This window comes from Labrenzia sp. PHM005 (assembly GCF_006517275.1).
Taxonomy (GTDB): Bacteria; Pseudomonadota; Alphaproteobacteria; order Rhizobiales; family Stappiaceae; genus Roseibium.
In genome coordinates this window covers 239,822-257,824 of record NZ_CP041191.1, presented here as the reverse complement: position 1 = coordinate 257,824, position 18,003 = coordinate 239,822, and the positions used below count along the sequence as shown (strand labels likewise).

At 54.6% G+C, this 18,003-nt stretch carries 16 protein-coding genes; 12 read left to right on the top strand and 4 right to left on the bottom strand.

What is annotated here, in order from left to right:
* Positions 1-3: 3 nt before the first annotated feature.
* Positions 4-288: a DUF1150 domain-containing protein gene (locus FJ695_RS01355; protein ID WP_141183766.1), complete on the top strand. Its 285-nt coding sequence runs from the start codon at positions 4-6 to the stop codon at positions 286-288.
* A gap of 75 nt (positions 289-363) precedes the next feature.
* Here FJ695_RS01355 and FJ695_RS01350 read toward each other — a convergent pair whose 3' ends face one another.
* Together FJ695_RS01350 and FJ695_RS01345 are read right to left on the bottom strand one after the other, a co-directional pair.
* Complete coding sequence (locus FJ695_RS01350) at positions 364-1,638, bottom strand: OpgC family protein (protein WP_371708968.1); 1,275 nt, start codon at positions 1,636-1,638, stop codon at positions 364-366.
* A gap of 53 nt (positions 1,639-1,691) precedes the next feature.
* Positions 1,692-3,077, bottom strand: a complete 1,386-nt coding sequence (locus FJ695_RS01345) for a tetratricopeptide repeat protein (protein ID WP_141183764.1) — start codon at positions 3,075-3,077, stop codon at positions 1,692-1,694.
* Between the two features lie 242 nt (positions 3,078-3,319).
* On the opposite strand from FJ695_RS01345, the gene FJ695_RS01340 reads away from it, so the two are divergent.
* Positions 3,320-4,471 carry a YeeE/YedE family protein gene (locus FJ695_RS01340; RefSeq protein ID WP_141183763.1) on the top strand — a complete coding sequence of 384 codons (1,152 nt, stop codon included), beginning with the start codon at positions 3,320-3,322 and terminating at the stop codon, positions 4,469-4,471.
* A 195-nt stretch (positions 4,472-4,666) separates the two neighbouring features.
* On the top strand, positions 4,667-5,050 hold the full coding sequence (locus FJ695_RS01335; RefSeq protein ID WP_247653772.1) for a DUF302 domain-containing protein: 384 nt from the start codon (positions 4,667-4,669) through the stop codon (positions 5,048-5,050).
* Between the two features lie 295 nt (positions 5,051-5,345).
* Here FJ695_RS01335 and FJ695_RS01330 read toward each other — a convergent pair whose 3' ends face one another.
* Positions 5,346-6,107: an SDR family oxidoreductase gene (locus tag FJ695_RS01330; RefSeq protein ID WP_141183761.1), complete on the bottom strand. Its 762-nt coding sequence runs from the start codon at positions 6,105-6,107 to the stop codon at positions 5,346-5,348.
* A gap of 216 nt (positions 6,108-6,323) precedes the next feature.
* On the opposite strand from FJ695_RS01330, the gene FJ695_RS01325 reads away from it, so the two are divergent.
* The 9 genes from FJ695_RS01325 (at position 6,324) to FJ695_RS01285 (ending at position 16,192) form a co-directional block, all read left to right on the top strand.
* Positions 6,324-7,109, top strand: a complete 786-nt coding sequence (locus tag FJ695_RS01325) for an ion transporter (RefSeq protein ID WP_141183760.1) — start codon at positions 6,324-6,326, stop codon at positions 7,107-7,109.
* A 108-nt stretch (positions 7,110-7,217) separates the two neighbouring features.
* Positions 7,218-8,108, top strand: coding sequence for a PHB depolymerase family esterase (locus FJ695_RS01320; protein WP_209010870.1), 891 nt, complete (start codon positions 7,218-7,220; stop codon positions 8,106-8,108).
* A 118-nt stretch (positions 8,109-8,226) separates the two neighbouring features.
* A complete protein-coding gene (locus FJ695_RS01315) occupies positions 8,227-9,507 on the top strand; it encodes a CaiB/BaiF CoA-transferase family protein (protein ID WP_141183759.1) in 1,281 nt (426 codons plus the stop codon).
* Complete coding sequence (locus FJ695_RS01310; protein WP_141183758.1) at positions 9,504-11,120, top strand: thiamine pyrophosphate-binding protein; 1,617 nt, start codon at positions 9,504-9,506, stop codon at positions 11,118-11,120. The genes FJ695_RS01315 and FJ695_RS01310 overlap by 4 nt, the downstream gene beginning before the upstream one ends.
* Positions 11,121-11,233: 113 nt before the next feature.
* Entirely contained in the window at positions 11,234-12,085 is an 852-nt protein-coding gene (gene panC, locus FJ695_RS01305; RefSeq protein WP_141183757.1) for a pantoate--beta-alanine ligase, read from the top strand.
* 38 nt (positions 12,086-12,123) lie between these two features.
* Positions 12,124-12,933, top strand: coding sequence for a 3-methyl-2-oxobutanoate hydroxymethyltransferase (gene panB / locus FJ695_RS01300; RefSeq protein WP_141183756.1), 810 nt, complete (start codon positions 12,124-12,126; stop codon positions 12,931-12,933).
* Positions 12,934-13,345: 412 nt separating this feature from the next.
* On the top strand, positions 13,346-14,101 hold the full coding sequence (locus FJ695_RS01295) for an ABC transporter substrate-binding protein (protein WP_141183755.1): 756 nt from the start codon (positions 13,346-13,348) through the stop codon (positions 14,099-14,101).
* A gap of 174 nt (positions 14,102-14,275) precedes the next feature.
* Entirely contained in the window at positions 14,276-15,031 is a 756-nt protein-coding gene (locus tag FJ695_RS01290) for an ABC transporter substrate-binding protein (protein WP_209010869.1), read from the top strand.
* A gap of 99 nt (positions 15,032-15,130) precedes the next feature.
* The gene (locus FJ695_RS01285) at positions 15,131-16,192 is read left to right on the top strand and encodes a bifunctional transcriptional activator/DNA repair enzyme AdaA (RefSeq protein WP_141183753.1); all 1,062 of its coding nucleotides are present in this window, start codon (positions 15,131-15,133) and stop codon (positions 16,190-16,192) included.
* A 53-nt stretch (positions 16,193-16,245) separates the two neighbouring features.
* On the opposite strand, the gene FJ695_RS01280 is transcribed toward FJ695_RS01285, so the two are convergent.
* Positions 16,246-17,880 carry a PD40 domain-containing protein gene (locus FJ695_RS01280; RefSeq protein WP_141183752.1) on the bottom strand — a complete coding sequence of 545 codons (1,635 nt, stop codon included), beginning with the start codon at positions 17,878-17,880 and terminating at the stop codon, positions 16,246-16,248.
* Positions 17,881-18,003: the final 123 nt, after the last annotated feature.

Genomic DNA, 18,003 nt, shown 5'->3' with positions numbered 1-18,003 from the left:
CTGATGCACAACACGAATTCGCCCGTCTGGGCAAACGCCAATGAGCTTGCCGAAGTCATGACAGTCGATGAACTGAGTGAACTTGGCACTGGAGATGTCGCCTACATCAAGCCGGTGAAGGCTTGGGAGCTTCGGGAAATGTTTCCAGATGTTCCACCGCTACAGGACGACATGACCCTTTATGCTCTCCTGAATGCCGACGGCACACCGATCCTTCTTGCTGATAGCCGGGCTGCTGCCGTAGCCAATGCGTTTGAACAGGAATTGGAAATGGTCTCTCTGAACTGAGAGATCTGTGGACGTCACGTCCTGATCAAGAAAAACCCGGGAGCTTGCTCCCGGGTTTTTCTTGTTTTGGAAGCCCTAGGTCAGGGCTTTGTCTTTTTCTTTGGTGCCGGAAACTTCTCCGCTTGCGGCCGGTGGACTGGGTCGGCGTGTGAACTCCGGCTGCAGCGTTGCTTTGCCAGGTGGTTTGCGCCAGGGGTCGCTCTTGATCCAGGACACCAGGTAAGCCACCGCAATCAGGGCTGCAAATCCAAGCAGGTTAGACAAGATTTGCGGCATCCATTCGCCGCGGCCCCAGACCATGTCGCGCAAGATGGCTGCGGCCTGGGCGATCACCAGACTGGCCATGAAAACAGCGAGTGACTGCTGGCCAACCTTCTGAACGACCCGGACAAATCCACCCCACACTTTGCCATGTCCAAGCAGGTATTTGCCGTGTTCCCCGGCCGCAGCCCAAGCAAGATAGGCAAGTGCCAGGAAGTGGATGTAGCGCAGGATGCCGAATTCGGTCTTGATCCAAAGCGGCTTGATGCTTGTTCGAATGTCTCTGGCCCAAGCCCAATCGAGGTAGTTTTCGCCGTAAACCCGGAAGTAAGCGAAAGGAACGGTTGCCAACACAATGATTGCGCAGGCCAAGATCAGCTTTGCATTCACCGGCGGCGCCGGGATCCAGCCGCGCATAAATGCAAATCCGGTGAAAAACAGTAACTGCCAGGCGAAGGGGTTGAAGAACCACTCCCGATCCGACCAGGGTTCGGCAGGCAAGCTGAGCAGATCAAATTGTGAGGCCAGCCAAAGGCCTATCGACAGAACAAAAGCTGCGATGACAGACACGCGGGCTGCCAGCATGATCGCCGGAATGAGCGCCAGAATGACGATATACATCGGCAGGATGTCGAAATAATTCGGCACCCAAGTCAGGGTCATGATGCCAGGAAGAGCAACGGCCGTCTTGTTGAAGAGGTGCCACAGGTTCAACGACACCACATAGTCTTGGGTCAGATCGCAGCAACTTTTCAGATAACCGCTTTCATGGACCATAACGAGGCCAACAGCAATCACCAGAAATTGCCCTATGTGGGCCCAATAGACCTGCCACATCCGATGAAGAATACGGGCAGCGCCCATGCCCCAGCCGTGCAGGTCAAAGATCTTGCCGAAGGCAAGCGCTGAGGCCATCCCGGAGCAGAATACAAAGATCTCGGTTGCATCGGAAAAGCCGAAACGGGCCGGGATCCAAAGGGTCCACCAGTTCGAAGGAACATGGGCGATATAGATGATGAACATGCCGATCCCGCGGAAAAAATCGAGCCGCGGGTCACGAGGGCGTTTGATATGAGGCTGGGGGTTCACGTTCGTCACATGGTAAGTGTAGTCGATATATCGGATTTATTCAGCTGCGGTTTCTAAACAGAACCCGCAGCTCTCAAGCGTTCGTCCTGCATGACTTGTTCCGCACGGCGCATTTTTTCGCAAGTCTCGAGCCTTTGTTCCGCGAAACGATCAAGCGCGCCGCGTTTGCGGGAGCGGTCCTTGATCAGGGTTTCCGCTTCAATCGACAAGCCGGCTCTAAGCGCTGCATCAATGGTAATGCGCTCGAACACATCGCGCTGGGCATGCGAGCCGCCGATCATCGGCAAATTGCTGCGCGCGGACGTCAACAAAGTGAATGCGGATGCATAATTGCCTTTGCGGTACTGCTCCAGACCCAATCCGGTCGGTAGGCCAGCTTCTGCGGAGATATGGCCGATATCGGTTTCCAGTTTTGCGCGGGTTTTAAGGCCGGTCAGCAGACGGTCCGCTCCCATCCGCCGGCCACCATTCAAAAGCGCCAGGAGATAGTGAAGATCCGCAAAGACATTACAGCCATCCTCGGCGCGCTTGTCCGACAGAAGCGCCAGTTCGTCCCACCGGCTGCCGGTGTCGACGCCTTCCAGTTCGAGGCGCACCAACAGGGAAGCGGCGTTGGAAATGTCTCGGTAGTCGTCTGTCTTGTCTTTGCGAATGTCCCCATCATAAAGCATCAGGGCTTTGTCGGCTTGGCCTTGATCCAGATACATCAGCGCCAGATGCCACCAGACGTGATAGCCAAAATTGTTGCAATGGGCCCAGCCGTCCGGGTGATTTTCCAGCCAACCGGCGCCTTCTTCGGTGCGACCCGTCATGTCATGCACATGGGCAACCGCATGAAGCCCCCAAGCATCATCGCTGGCAAACTCCAGGCCTTTCCGGCCGGCAGCTTCGGCAAGCCGGTAGTCACTGGTTTCCTCAAGCGAAAAGGCACGGCATCCTAGCACATACCCATAGGCGGGATGATGTTCGTCATACGCTTCGATCACCCCATCAATCGAGGCGCGCATCCCGGCTGCATCGCCTAAGACGAACCGGATTGCATGAATCAGCTTCAGTATAAACGCATCGCGGGGTGTTTTCTGAAGGGCGGAATCCAGAAGGTCGGCCGAGCGGCTTGGAAATCCATTTAACCAGGCGGCCAAAGCTTCGGTAATCGCGCTCTCCCGCTCGGTAACGGGTGTATTTTCCGCAGATGTTTTGGCAACTGAGAGGCACTCTTGTGCGGTCGTCACCAATTCCCTGCGGCCCAGCAGAAGACAAAACAAACCGCGCGCCGCATGCCCCAATGCGAAGTTCGGCGAATCTGACAAACAGCGCTCCAGATGTTCGGGCGTTGTTTTGCCATGCGCCAGGAATGCCGTGACGGTTTTGTTCCAGTCAGCAGCGGCAGTGGGGCTTGTGAGAGTGATGTCGTATCCGAATTGATCGCTAAGACGCATGGTGAGCCTTTGTGGCTGTCCGGTTGGTGGCGCTGCTTCCAGGAGTAAGAACGAGGTGGCAGCCAGCCTCAACGGAGTGATCGATATTCAGTCCAAAATCCGCAGCTATGGCATGAACTGCAAAACACAAAATGGTGTTGGCAGCGTGTTGATCGGAATTTCCTTTGACTGTGCGCAGAGGATCGCTACTGAAGGGACATCACCGGTTCCTGAATTGTCACAATGGGGATGGAATAAGAACCATGGCTGTGTCGCTCAAAAGCCCGCAGGCAGCAATTGCAGCAATCGCGTTCGGCGTTCTCGGGCTGATCGCGATCGGCGCCTATGCAGCCGTTGGGCCGCGCCAGGGCATGGCTGTTTTGATCGGTGGGATTGCCGGCATTGCCCTCTATCATGCTAGTTTTGGCTTCACGGCAGCGTGGCGCCGGATTGTCACGGAAAAGCGTGGAGGCGGTCTGCGCGCTCAATTTGTCCTGATCCTGCTCACTAGTGCCGTGTCGTTTCCCTTAATTGCCTGGGGCGCCAGTCTTGGTTGGCCGGCTGGCGGTTTTGTTTTTCCCTTTGGAGTGGCAGCCGCCCTTGGTGCCTTCATGTTCGGTGCCGGCATGCAGCTTGGCGGCGGCTGTGGATCCGGAACCTTGTTTACTGCAGGCGGCGGATCGACCCGCATGATGATTACGCTGGCCGCCTTTGTTTTAGGGTCGGTGCTGGCAACGGCGCATCTTCATCTGTGGGGACGTTTGCCCAAGATGCAGCCAGTTTCGCTGATCAAGGAATTCGGTCCCCATGGCGCCTTCTTGCTGACAGCCGGTGTGCTCGGTACCATTGCGCTGGCGACGGTCTGGATCGAGCGCCGCGCTCACGGTGATCTTGCCCCGGCCCGCAAAACAGAATCCGTCTTGCAAGGTCCATGGTCGCCGATGTTTGGCGCTGTCATGCTGGCCGTGGTCGGGATCGCAACCTTTGTTGTCGTCGGTCGTCCTTGGGGGATCACGTCAGCCTTTGCACTTTGGGGCGCTAAGACGTTTCAGTTTTTCGGGATACCGGTCGAAACCTGGCCCTATTGGAGCTGGCAGCAGGGCGCACTTGAGAACACAGTCCTGCGCGATACGACCTCAGTCATGAACTTCGGGATCATCTTCGGTGCCATGGCTGCTGCGGCTCTGGCCGGAAAGTATGCCCCGATCTGGAAGCTGACCCGCCGGGATGTTCTGACCGCGATTGCAGGCGGCTTGTTGATGGGATATGGCGCGCGGCTTGCCTATGGCTGTAATATCGGCGCTTATCTTGGCGGCCTTGTATCAGGGTCCTTACACGGCTGGCTGTGGCTGCTTTTCGGGTTTCTGGGGTCGCTCGCAGGTGTCCGGCTCCGGTTGAAGCTCGGCATGGGATAACGAAACACCCTAGCAGCAAACACCTGATTGTGACGGCGTTGTGAGATTGCTCAAGCTAGGGTGCTCCTCCGAAAAACTATTTTTTTGTTGGAGGTGCGCCTGATGCGCTGGGCTTTACTTTCTTTATTCGCCTGTTTCCTAAGTTTGGGATCTGCATTTGCGGACAGTTTGGCACCGCGCGAAGGGTGGCAGATCATGCCGACCACGCACGCTTATCAGGATCTGGTTGATCGCGTGAAAACGGCGGTGAAGGCGGAAGGTATGCTGCTGGTGACGCAGGCCAGTGCGTCTGCCGGCGCCAAGGGGCGAGGGCTCAAAATCCCGGGCAACCGGATCATTGGCGTCTACCGGAACGACTATGCGATCCGCATGTTAGAGGCATCTATTGCCGCCGGGATCGAAGCTCCGGTCCGGTTCTATGTCACCGAAAACAAGGATCAAACGGCGACCTTGTCCTGGAAAACACCAAGTTTCGTGTTTGCACCGTATATGGCGGAAGGCGGAGAGGCGCTGTCCGAATTGGCACAAGAACTCGACGGTGTGTTTCAGACCATCGCGGCCAAGGCCGTTGCCAATTAGCTGTGACATGCGCGCCAAGCAACAGCTAAAGAAATTGCCTGTTTAGAAGGCAGGTGAGACCAGTTTTTGAGCTTGTTTTGCAGATGATTCTCACCAACACTCAGTGGTGTCTTCAACGTGAGAAAGGAGGTGCCCATGTCTAGTGAGTATCGGAATTTGGCCCAGTGTCTGGGTGAAATGGAACGGTGCTGGAGCAGCCTCTGGTATTGAACGGTTTCACTGGGATTTGATCCGGACCAAAGGTCAAACGATCTCATGAGAGGGCCGCTCAGCGGCCCTCTTTTCGTATGCAGGATCAGATGAGACCCACTGATTTGCGCACGTCTTCATCGCGCAAAGAACAATCAATGCCCCGGTAGGTGTCGCCGGCGTCCGTACACAGCCAGCAGATCGTCTCGGCGACCCATTCGGCTGGGATATGAACCGATGGATCCAGCTGGCTGACCGGGTTGATGCCGGAAGCCTTGATGTCGACTTGCATTTTTGTGGCCACCGTTCCCGGGCTGAGGCCCACAACCCGGATGCCCTTGTCGCCGAATTCCTTGTCGCTGCAGCGGGTCAAGGACAGGGCCGCAGCTTTTGAAGAGCAATATTGGCTCCAGCCTTCCAGGGCGCTAACGGCTGCGCCCGAGCTGATGTTGACGATAGTACCGGCACCTTTATCAAGCATATGCGGGGCAACCGCCCGGATGCCGTGATAAACGCCCTTCACATTGATATCGATGACCTGTCCCCAAGCTTCGGGATCAGACTCTTCGATCCGGCTGATCGGCTCGATGACACCGGCGTTGTTTACCAGAATATCGATCCCGCCAAATGTATCGATCGCAGTTTGCACCGCCTTGGCGACATCTTCGTAGTTGGCCACATCGCAAGTGATCGCGATTGCCTCGCCGCCCTCGGCTCGAATGTCTTCCGCGATTTTGGTGATATTGCCGCTGGAGCGCGCCGCCAGAACGACTTTTGCGCCGTATTTGGCAAGGCTTTTCGCACCAGCTTCACCGATGCCCCGGCTAGCACCGGTCACAAGGGCAACGCGGCCTTTCAGGTCAAACATTCAAGATCCTCTTCGTCTTGGCCCACGAGGGCCGGTCCATGTTTGTGATGAACCTAATGCGGACAGCATCTGGAATAAACAGGCTAACATCACGGTTGTCGTGCAAATCGGTCACGAATTGTGCATGGCGAGGGTGGGCCGCAGCCTTGTGATTGACTTTTTGGTGCCGCTCTTGTCGGTTGGAGACGCGAAAGATCACGCAACGGGGCTTCATGAATGGCGGCAGAAAAAACGGATCTGCAAACGCGTTTGCGGCAATTGTACTTCGGTCATTCAGCCAGCGCCCGGACCTTTCGTTATCTCCTTCTTGCGTTTGATCTGATCACGATCGGCTATTTCATAGTCTCGGCAATCATCGATCCGGACCGGCATCACCACGAACTTGATTATGCGATCGCTGTTGTTTTGGCTCTGGATTATGTTGCCCGGCTGATCGCCTCCGGAACGCGGTGGAGATATGTTGTCAGCTTTACGTCCCTTGCAGATGTGGTTGTCGTCATATCGCTCATCATTCCGGCGTTTTTAGAGAACTTCGCGTTCTTGCGTGTGATCCGCATGCTCCGCCTGCTGCGCTCTTATCATCTGCTTAAGGAGCTCAGGGACACATCAAAATGGTTCCGGCGGAATGAGGAAATTCTTCATTCTGCGGTCAATCTGTTTGTCTTCATTTTTGTCGTGACCGCGATCGTTTTTGTGGTCGAACATGACAGCAACGAGAACATTAACAATTATCTGGATGCGCTCTACTTCACTGTGACCACGCTGACGACAACCGGCTTCGGTGACATCACCATGACCGATACGACCGGACGGTTGTTGACGGTCCTGATCATGATCTTTGGGGTCGCGTTGTTCCTACGGTTGGTGCAAACGATATTCAGGCCGGCAAAAGTCAATCTGCCCTGTCCGGATTGCGGGCTGAACCGGCATGATCCGGATGCGATTCATTGCAAGCACTGCGGACGGACCCTCAATATCCCGACCCATGGTGCGTGGGACTGACGAAGGCGGTGCTTGAGGCGTTGATCGCGGGCTTGTGATCTCCCACATTCTGGATTTTTTGCGAGTTTGGGACAACCTCTCAATTGCATCTAGCTGTCACAAGGTTGGATGTCAGATTGGAAAAGCGTGAAGGGTCTCTGGACCACGATCGGGGAGGGGCATTTGAAACTTAAGCAGTTTTGGGCACTGGGACTTGTAGCGATGCTGTTGATCGGGGGAATGGCAGCAGATGCAGAAGCTGCGCCATGCGGCGAAGAAATGCCCTGCACAGTATCCGGCGGCACCTATTACATCCACCTGCCAGCGGCCCACGATCCGTCTCAACCGCTTGGCGCGGTCCTCTATCTTCATGGTCACCGGGGGAAAGCAATCAATGCGCTGAAGAACAAAAGCTTTCAGCGCATGGCGGATGAATTGGGGGTAGCCTTCGTTGCGGTTCAAGGCGTCAACGGGACCTGGTCTTTCCCCACCGCCCCCCGGAACTTGCGGGATGAGCCTGTTTTCTTCGACAGCGTGCTTGAGGATTTGGCGAAGCGCTTCGGCGTTGATCAGGACCGCACCCTTTTGACAGGGTTTTCATCCGGTGGATTCATGACCTGGTACCTGGCCTGTGAACAATCAGACCGGTTTTCCGGTTATGCACCAATTGCAGGAGCGTTTTGGGAACCGCTGCCACAGAACTGTCCAACGGAACCGCCCTATCTGTTCCACGTTCATGGAACCAGTGACACGGTTGTTCCGCTAGAAGGCCGCTGGCTCGGCGGAGGGCAATGGAAACAGGGGGACGTGTTTGAGAGTTTTGATATCTGGCGCCGGCAAACAGGGCTGGCAGAGGCGGCTCCTGAGACACTGACAGACGGCGAGTTGTCCTGTGAGCGCTGGCAGCCTGAAAAGGGGCTTCTGGAGTTGTGTTTGCACGAGGGTGGGCACAATGTCCGGGCCGAATGGATTGGGCGTGCGTGGACCCTGTTGTCGGAGATGAAGGGCTGGACTGGCTGACCGATCACTGAAGGCTGACAGGAATGTGAGCTGACGCGATCTCATGAAGCGGCCACTGCTGTTGACGGACACCCGGCTCTCATGTCCTTTTCCCGGACCATCAGCGACAGGATGATCCGTGCAGCACACCGTAACTTCTCCGGGGGCCTTATCCGGCCTTCTGGTTCTTGATCTTTCCCGCATTCTGGCAGGTCCGACCTGTACTCAGATCCTGGGTGATCTTGGCGCGGAGGTGATCAAGATCGAGCGCCCGGGCCGCGGCGATGACACCCGAGGCTGGGGACCTCCATTCTTAAAAGACGCAGAGGGCAACGACACCGCCGAAAGCGCCTATTACCTTTCCTCCAACCGCAACAAAGACTCTGTGGCGATCGATTTGGCGAGCGCCGACGGGCAGCAATTGGTCCGGGATCTTGCAGCCAAGGCCGACATTCTGGTCGAAAACTTCAAGGTTGGAGACTTGAAGCGGCGAGGGCTTGATTATGAAACGCTCAAAACCCTCAACCCGAAGCTGATCTATTGCTCGATTTCCGGATTTGGCCAGACCGGTCCTTATGCTCATCGTGCAGGGTATGACTTTCTCATTCAGGGCATGGGCGGGATCATGTCGCTGACCGGCTTTGCCGATGAAGACGGCGGCACCCAGACCAAATGCGGTGTGGGCATTGCCGATGTCATGTGCGGCATGTACGCCTGTGTGTCGATCCTGGCCGCCGTCAATCACCGGCACAAAACGGGAGAAGGGCAGCACATCGACATCTCCCTGCTCGATGCCCAGGTGTCCTGGCTGATCAACCAAGGTGTTGCCCATCTGGTGTCCGGAGACGTGCCCGGTCGGCTCGGCAATGGGCACCCGACCATCGTGCCCTACGAGACTTTTCCTGCGGCTGACGGACCCTTCATTCTGGCGGTTGGCAACGACACTCAGTTTCAGAGGTTTTGCGTGATTGCAGGCGCACCGGAGTTGGCGGAAGATCCGATGTTTGCCACGAATGCCGACCGGGTCCGCAACCGGAAGGTACTCATCCCCAAAATCCGCCGGATTACGATTGAACGGGACGCTGCGGACTGGATCAAAACCTTGGAAGACGCCGGTGTGCCTTGTGGTCCTGTCAACGATTTGGGACAAGTCTTCACCGACCCGCAGATCTTGGCCCGGGATATGAAAATCAGTTTACCGCACCCAATCAGCGGATCTGTTGACCTGATCGGTTCGCCGATCAAGATGGACAAGACACCGGTTATCTATCGCGCTGCCCCGCCTACACTTGGGGCCAATACGGCCAATGTTCTGAAGCGGCATCTGGAATTGAACGATGATGAGATCGCCGGACTGGCCGAGAAGGGCATTCTGGATCTTGGACTGCACACTTCCGACAAAGGACAAGAAAAAGCATGACCACCGGTGCGGATATCATTGCCCAGAAACTTCATGGGGCGGGTTGCCGTCATGCCTTCGGGATCCCGGGTGGTGAAGTGCTGGCGCTTATGCAGGGTCTCGATCAGGCCGGGCTGAAATTCGTGTTGGTCAAACACGAAAACGCAGGCGGCTTCATGGCGGAAGGTGGCTGGCATGCAGACGGAGCACCCGGCGTATTGCTGGCAACACTCGGCCCTGGAGCGGCGAACGCTATCAATGTGGTTGCCAATGCCTGGCAAGACCGGGTGCCGCTGATTTTCCTGACCGGCTGTGTCGATCAGGCGGAAGCGGAAAGTTACACCCATCAGGTCTTTGATCATCAGCGATTGCTGCGCCCGATCGTCAAGGCCAGCTTTTCCGCCCGCCTCGGTGCGCTTGACGTGATGATGGAAAAAGCTCTGGTGATCGCCCTCGACGGTCAGCCCGGCCCGGTGCACATCGATGTGCCAATCAAGGTTGCAGAATCGGAGACAGCGGAAACCTGGTCACCATCCTTCCGGTCGAAACCGGGAGCCTCTGCGCCGATTGCCGGTCCGGACCTAGACACTGCAGTTGAGCTTTTCAAAAAGGCCGAGCGGCCCATCGCGATTGCCGGGGTGGATGCGGTCAATGAAGAGGCTTCGCAGGCCATAACGGAATTTTGCCGGACCTTCCGGATCCCGCTGGTGACCAGCTACAAGGGCAAAGGTCTTCTGGATGAAAATGATCCGCTCGCGCTGGGCGGCGCGGGCTTGTCACCAAAAGCAGATGGCCTCCTGCTGCCACTGATCAATCAAAGTGACTGTATCCTATCACTCGGTTACGACCCGATTGAGATGCGCATCAATTGGCGCAATCCGTGGCCAGCTGATGCACCGGTGATTGACGTGACGCCGGTGCTTCGGACCCATGGCATGCATGAAGCTGCTGTCACCCTACGCAGCGCCGTTGCCCCAGCGCTAGACATCTTGTCTAAGGCCCGCGACGCTGCAAGCCCTTCCTGGCCGGACGGCGAGCCGGAGGCTGTCCGGAAGGACCTTAGCAAAGCCTTTGCACCGGGACCCGCAGGCTGGGGACCAGGCACAGCCTTCCATGTGCTGCGCGACGTCATGCCAGCAAACACCGTTGCAACGGCGGACAGTGGTGCGCACCGGATTCTCGTCAGCCAGATCTGGCGCTGCTCAGGCCCAAGGCAAATGCTGCAGTCCTCCGCGCTTTGCACGATGGGCTGCGCTGTGCCGCTGGCCATGGGGTACAGGCTTGTCGATCAGACTGCGCCAGTGATCGCTTTTGTTGGCGACGCTGGGCTTGAAATGTGCCTCGGCGAACTCTCCACCCTGCGGGACCTAAAGATCCCGGTGATCATTTGCGTTCTGGTGGATACCAGCTTAGCGCTGATCGAACTCAAACAACGCAACAGCCAGCGTCCGAATGTCGGCGTTGATTTCGGCGAGACTGATTTCCCAGCGGTCGCACGCGCCTATGGGGGGCACGGAGTTTGGGTAGACAACGCCGGGGAGTTGAAAAAAGAAGCCGCCGAAGCCCTTCACCGGGATGGGTTTACCTTGCTTGCCTGCCGCATTGCGCAACGGTCTTACGACGGCGCGTTTTGACCATTTGGCCAAAGATATTAGACAACTAACGAATACTGGACCTTCCGATTTCAGGTGACTATGCTGCACCTGCGAAAACGAAAAATCCCGGGAGGGGATTGGGAGGAGAGCTGATGGAGATCTGCCGGACCAAGGCGGAGATGCGCGCGGTCGTGCGCGGTTGGCGGCGCAAGGGCGAAACGATCGCCGTTGTGCCCACCATGGGATATCTGCACGAAGGGCACCTGTCGTTGGTTCGCAAGGCCAAGGCAGAAGCCGATCGGGTGGTCACAACCATCTTTGTCAATCCGACCCAATTTGGCCCGAACGAGGATCTCGACACATACCCGCGGGATGAAGCACGTGATCAGGCGCTATTGGAGCAAGACGCGGTTGATGCTGTCTTCATGCCAAGCGTGGAAGAAATGTATGGCGCCGGCGGAGATACCTATGTCGAGGTGCCGGGCCTCTCGGCAATCCTGCAAGGCGCTCTCCGGCCCGGCCACTTCCGCGGTGTTTCGACCGTTGTCAGCAAGCTCTTCAACATCGTCACACCGGATATCGCGGTCTTCGGCGAGAAGGATTACCAGCAGCTGGTCCTGATCAAGCAGATGGTGCGTGATCTGGATGCGCCACTGAAAATTATCGGCCACCCGACAGTGCGCGAAGCCGATGGCCTCGCCATGTCCTCGCGCAATGTCCGCCTCAGTTCTGAACAGCGCAAAGAGGCGCTCGCGCTGAGCCAATCCTTGAACGAAGCCGAGCAGCTCGCCAAAGGCGCACCTCAGATTACCGACTTGGAAGCCGCTGTTCGCGGCTCTCTTAGTGATGCGCCGTTAGGAAAAGTGGAAAGCGTAGACATTCGCGATGCGGAAACACTTGCCGAATTGGGCGGTGCACTCGACCGGCCAGCTGTCATCCTGCTTGCCGTCCGGTTCGGAACGGTTCTGCTGATCGATCAGCGGGTTGTGTCACCCGCTACCTGAGCATTGGCCACCAACAATCTAAATTGAAAGGGCCTGATATGAGCGCTCAAAAACCCGTCCGCCGGATCACCGCACCGCAAATTGCCAAGCGCAAGGGCGCTGAACCGATCGTCTCGCTGACGTCCTACCATGCCCACACGGCGGCCATTGTCGACAAATACGCAGACTTCATTCTGGTCGGCGACAGTCTCGGCATGGTGATGCACGGCATGGAATCCACCGTCGGCGTTTCGCTTGATCTGATGATCATGCACGGCAAGGCCGTGGTGCGGGGAACCCAGCGCGCGCTTGTGGTGGTCGATATGCCGTTCGGCACCTATGAGGAAAGCCCGTCGGAAGCCTTCCGCAATGCCGCCCGGGTGATGAAAGAAACTCAATGCGGCGCTGTCAAACTGGAAGGCGGTGCGCGCATGGCCGAGACCATCCGTTTTTTGACCGAGCGCGGCATTCCGGTGATGGCGCATATTGGCCTCACCCCGCAATCGGTGAATGTGATGGGCGGTTTCAAGACGCAAGGGCGTGAAGAGGAAACCTGGTCCATTCACGAAGAAGACGCCAAGGCCGTTTCTGAAGCCGGGGCCTTTGCTCTGGTGCTGGAAGGCATGGTCGAGCCGCTTGCGGCCAGGATCACCAAGCGAATTTCCATTCCGACCATCGGTATCGGCGCTTCGGCGGAATGTGATGGCCAGATCCTGGTTCTGGAAGACATGCTCGGCCTCAATCCCACGCCACCCAAATTCGTCAAGGTCTATGGCAACCTCGGCGGTCAGATCGAAGCGGCGGTGAAATCCTACGCGGATGAGGTCAAGGACCGGAGTTTTCCGACAGAGGATCAGGTCTACCGGTGATGCGGTTGACGTTTTGAATGTTTCGCTCTCCGCTGAGGCCATTTCGCTGCTCTATGCGTTGAAGCCTAGATTTCAATCCGCGTTCAGAGTCCTAGATGAAATGGAAAATACCCCGAGTGAACATTCAGCTTAAGACGTAAGTCCTGACGGGTGCGATAGGGAGATAATCGTTATTGTATTTGTTGTCTTGGCATAAATGCCAAGCATCATTTGGGTGAATTCTATTTTGTTATAGCGATATTTGTTTAAGTGTTGAGATTCGACGCTGAAGTGCAGAGTTTATTCACTGAGTGCGTGGTTTAAACGAGATAAAATATTTGTGGCCGTGATGCGGACGAGATCCTGTCGGCCTGAGATTTTGAGAAATGCCAGTTTGATCTTCTGAGTTTTGGTGCCGTTGAGGGTGTTGGACATGAAGGTGATACAGCAATTGGGCGTGTGGGCCGGGATCGTTTGGTTGTTATGCACGGGAACACACGCGGAAACCTACAAACTGGTTACTCTCAACTATCCGCCCTATGAATATCAAAAAGGAGATCAGGTAGACGGCATTGTTGTCCGGGTGTTGCGCCGGGCGTTTGCCAAGCTTGGCCATGAAATCGAGATCGAAGTCTTGCCTTGGAAACGGGCCTTGTTGATGGCACGAACAGGGGCCGCTGACGGCATTTTTACGGTCTATAAAACCCATGAACGTTTGAAATTCCTGGATTACTCCAAAACCATCGTCATGCCGCAGGTCGTATCCTTATGGGCGCTCACGAACGTTGAAGTGCCCTACAATGGTGATCTGGCAAGTTTAAGCGATGTTTCGATCGGTCTCGTGGACGGCGTGAGTTACGGCGCCGCTGCCGATGAAGTGATTCACTCCGGATTGCTTAAACACTTGGAATATGCGCCAGATAGTCAGCACAATATTATGAAATTACTTGCCGGGCGGACGGCGGTGATCATGATGAACCGTTACGGTGCCATGTATCATCTGAAAAAGTTTCAATCTTTGAAGGATGTTAGGGAACTGAAGCCAGTAGTTTCTTCGGTACCGAGCTACATTGCCTTCTCAAAAAAACGCAAGCTGACTGCCCTCAGAGATCAGCTGGATACGGTATTGCAATCGATGTTGAAAGGTGGGGAGTTCGAAACAATCTACGATTCCTACTTTGGGCAATGAAAATAAGTTTTTGATTCGGGGTGTGGGTCAAAAAAACGAGAAGTCATGAATTACTGTTCTAAATACTATTGGTATTTGTATTAATGCGAGTATTTTTAAGTTTATTATAATGAGTTTATTTTGAAGAAACCAATTAAGGATAGGTTGGCTTGTCTCTTTTCAATGGAGTTGATCATGATCAAAATCCTGAAAACTGTCTTATTAGCGAGCGTGCTGGCCTTATCCGTTACCAGTGCAAAGTCAGAAGCCGTGAAACTGGTGACATTGGAATACCCGCCCTATGAATACAAGGATGGCTCCTCTGCTGACGGGATTGTTGTCCGGATCCTTCAAGCGGCCTTCGGAAAACTAGGTAAAGACATAACGATCGAGGTTCTACCTTGGAAACGTGCGTTGCATATGGTCAAGGAAGGCGATGCTGACGCCATTTTCACAGCTTACAAGAACGATGAACGGGTGAAGTTTCTTGATTATTCGGAAACCGTTTTGATGCCGCAAGTGCTCTCTGTCTGGGTTCAGAAAGGCAGTGATGTTGGCTTTGACGGATCCATGGACAGTATTGCTGGCCACAAAATTGGGCTGGTTGATGGAATTAGTTACGGCACAATGGTCGATGAGGCAATTAAGGTTGGTACTTTGAAGTCCGTTGACTATGCGCCGCAAAGCGAAAACAACATCAAGAAATTGATGGGTGGCCGGATTGATGCGATCATTATGAACAAATACGGCGCCATGCATCACCTGAAGAACCACAAGGGTCTCGACAAGGTGGTTGAACTACAGCCGGAGATATCATCCATACCGTCATACATTGCCTTTTCTAAAAAGAACAATCTAGCAGGTCTTCGGGATCAACTGGATGGTGTTCTCCAAGAAATGATTGCATCTGGTGAATATCAAAAAATTATCGACACCTACTTCGCTGGCTAGAGCAGTTGGCGGCTGTCGCTTTGGCGCGGCAGGGTACCTGCAAAATTCCATGCCCGAATTTCGGCTGCACCTGCCGAGGTTCGGGCGTATGTTTGTCGCATGCTTATGATCCGACCAAATTTCGACACGCTCTATGATGCGCTCTTGAACCGCGACCCGGCTTACGACGGGCGGGCGTTTGTCGGCGTTGCCTCCACCGGGATCTTCTGTCGGTTGACCTGTTCGGCGCGCAAGCCCAAACGCAAGAACTGTACTTTCTATGAGACTGTATCGGAGTGTTTTGACGCTGGATTCCGGCCGTGCAAACGCTGCAAGCCGACAGCTCCGGAAGCGAGTGCAGATCCTGTGATCAAGACCTTGGTCATTGAACTGGAGAGACGTCCCGGTTACCGCTGGGGCGAGCCGGATCTCCGCCGGATGGGTTTTGATCCCTCCACTGTGCGCCGGACGTTCAAACGCCACTTCGGTATGACATTTTTGGAAATGGCCCGCCAGCGCCGGCTGCAGGAAGGTTTCTCGGCCCTGGCAGAGGGGGGCAAGGTGATTGAAGCGCAGATCTCTGCCGGCTTTGAATCTCCAAGCGCATTTCGCGACGCTTTTGCCAAGATCCTGGGACAGGCGCCGGGGGCCTTTTCATCTAATCCGCTGCTCAAGGCGGATTGGGTGTCGAGTCCACTCGGACCGATGATCGCCATCGCTGATCAGTCCCAATTGCACCTTCTGGAATTCCTGGACCGCAAAGCGTTGCCAACAGAAGTCAAAAAACTACAACGCAATGCCAGTGGTAGCCTCGGCTTTGGCCGGACCGAAATCACGGATCAAATCCAGGAAGAATTGACCGGATTTTTTGATGGTAACCGGGCCATTTTCGAAACACCCCTGGCGTTGCACGGCACACCCTTCACACGAGACGTTTGGCTCGAGCTCATCAAAATTCCAGCCGGCACCATCCGCAGCTATTCAGATGTTGCAAAAGCGCTTGGACGGCCGGAAGCCGTGCGCGCGGTCGCCCGCGCCAACGGCGCCAATCAGATTGCGGTTGTCATCCCTTGCCACCGGGTCATGGGCGCCGATGGGTCTTTGACCGGCTATGGCGGCGGCCTTTGGCGCAAACAAAAACTGATCGAGCTGGAGCGAGGATATCGGGCCACAGACGATTAAGGGAAACGAACGAATAAACACTCAACTATAATTAGGGAAACATTTCTAGGTCTTCAAATGAGCTCCCAGAAAACGATATCCACTTTATAATCCGAGGGCGTATATTCGCCACTACCTCTTTCAAATGCGCCGATTAACCCGTCTGAAGAAGCGGAGGGGTTATAACTGTTGTCGCTGCCATCAAAAGTGATGTTTTTTGCAGATCGAGACGAGATATTATAAAGGATAATGTTAATCCAACTGTCCCCCTTCCCAGCACCGTGAATATTACTTGCGTAACTGTAGAAAGAAATTGTTTCGCCGTTCGCAGAGACTTCGGGGAAGAAACTGTTTCCATTCGCTCCGTGCGTTATGTTGGACGTCGTTTGAGTTTCAACATCGTACACGAAGATATCTGAGGATCCATTGACGTCCGCTTGGCCTGTTACCAAGGTGTTCGCGTAGCTGTTGAATACAACAGTCTTGCCATCCGATGATACTGAAGCGTTGTGGCTGCCGCTATACCCACCGTGAGTCAAGTTCGTCATTTTCCCGGTATTGGCGTTATACAAGAAAATGTCACGGCTCAGGTTGTTGTCGTTCTGACCACTAACAAGATTGGTTGCGTCACTTTCAAATACGACAATCATTCCGTCTTGGGATGTAACAGCTTTGATGCTTTCACCGTTCGCACCAAGCGTCAGATTTTGAACAGTCTGAGAGTTGACATCGTAGATAAAGATGTCTTTGAGGCCATTCGTATCCGATTGCCCGTTAACAAGATTGGTAGCATCGCTCTCAAATACTACGAAGTTGCCATCTCCGGAAATAGAAGCGTTATAGCTTCCTGCGTTTGCACCAAATGTCAGATTTTTTGTTGTCTGGGTGGTGGCGTCATAGAGGAAAATATCCGAACTACTGCTGTCTATTTGGCCGTCTACAAGGTTCGTGGCTATGCTGCTAAAAGCAACAGCATTGCCATTGTAAGACACCGATGCATTGGTGTTGTGGCCATTCGAGCCGACTGTGAGGTTGGTTAAGCTTTTTGTGTTGGCATCGAACAGAAAAATATCAGTCTGTTCATTGTTGTCGGTCTGCCCCACGATCAGATTCGTAGCGGAGCTGCCGAAAACAACGGTTTTGCCGTCCGCAGAAACCGACGGACTGGAGCTGGTGCCATTTCCGTTTGATGTCAAATTGCTGAGCCTTAGTTCCAGCAAATCAAAGGGATCGGGAATTGGTGCGCGACCTTCGTTGAGGCCAAAACCCAGGTAGTGCTCAAGCGGGTTTATCCCGGCATCGCGAACATCTGGGTTGTTGTCGCGGTAAAAAGTGACATCAAAATTTGCGCTTGGGTTTCTGCCTTCATCTGCGCCGAATTTTATAAAATGCTCAAACGCGTTGACCCCTGCGTTCGCCACATCTGGGTTTTGTTCTAGGTAGTATGCTGTATCAAAATGAGGGTTGGGATTACGGCCTTCGTTTGCCCCCGAGGCGTTAAAGTGGTCAAGCGGGTTTACTCCCGCAGCATCTACATCCGGGTTCTGCAGGAGATAATATGCAACATCGAACAAAGCATGCGGATCTCGACCTTCTCTAAATCCGCTTGTCTTGAAATGTTCTAGCGCACTGGAGACCAATCCAGCCCGGATCGTCGCAGCTACATCCAGATTGTTGGTAAGATAATAGGTCTCGTCAAAATTTAACACGGCTCTTTTGACCCTACGAAAAAGGTTATAAAAACAGGAGTTTCACTCATGCATTGGGCAGGTGGGTGTATTTTAGGAAGTTGCACGTCGAGAGTGGGGCGTCAACTTATATTGTAAAAATTT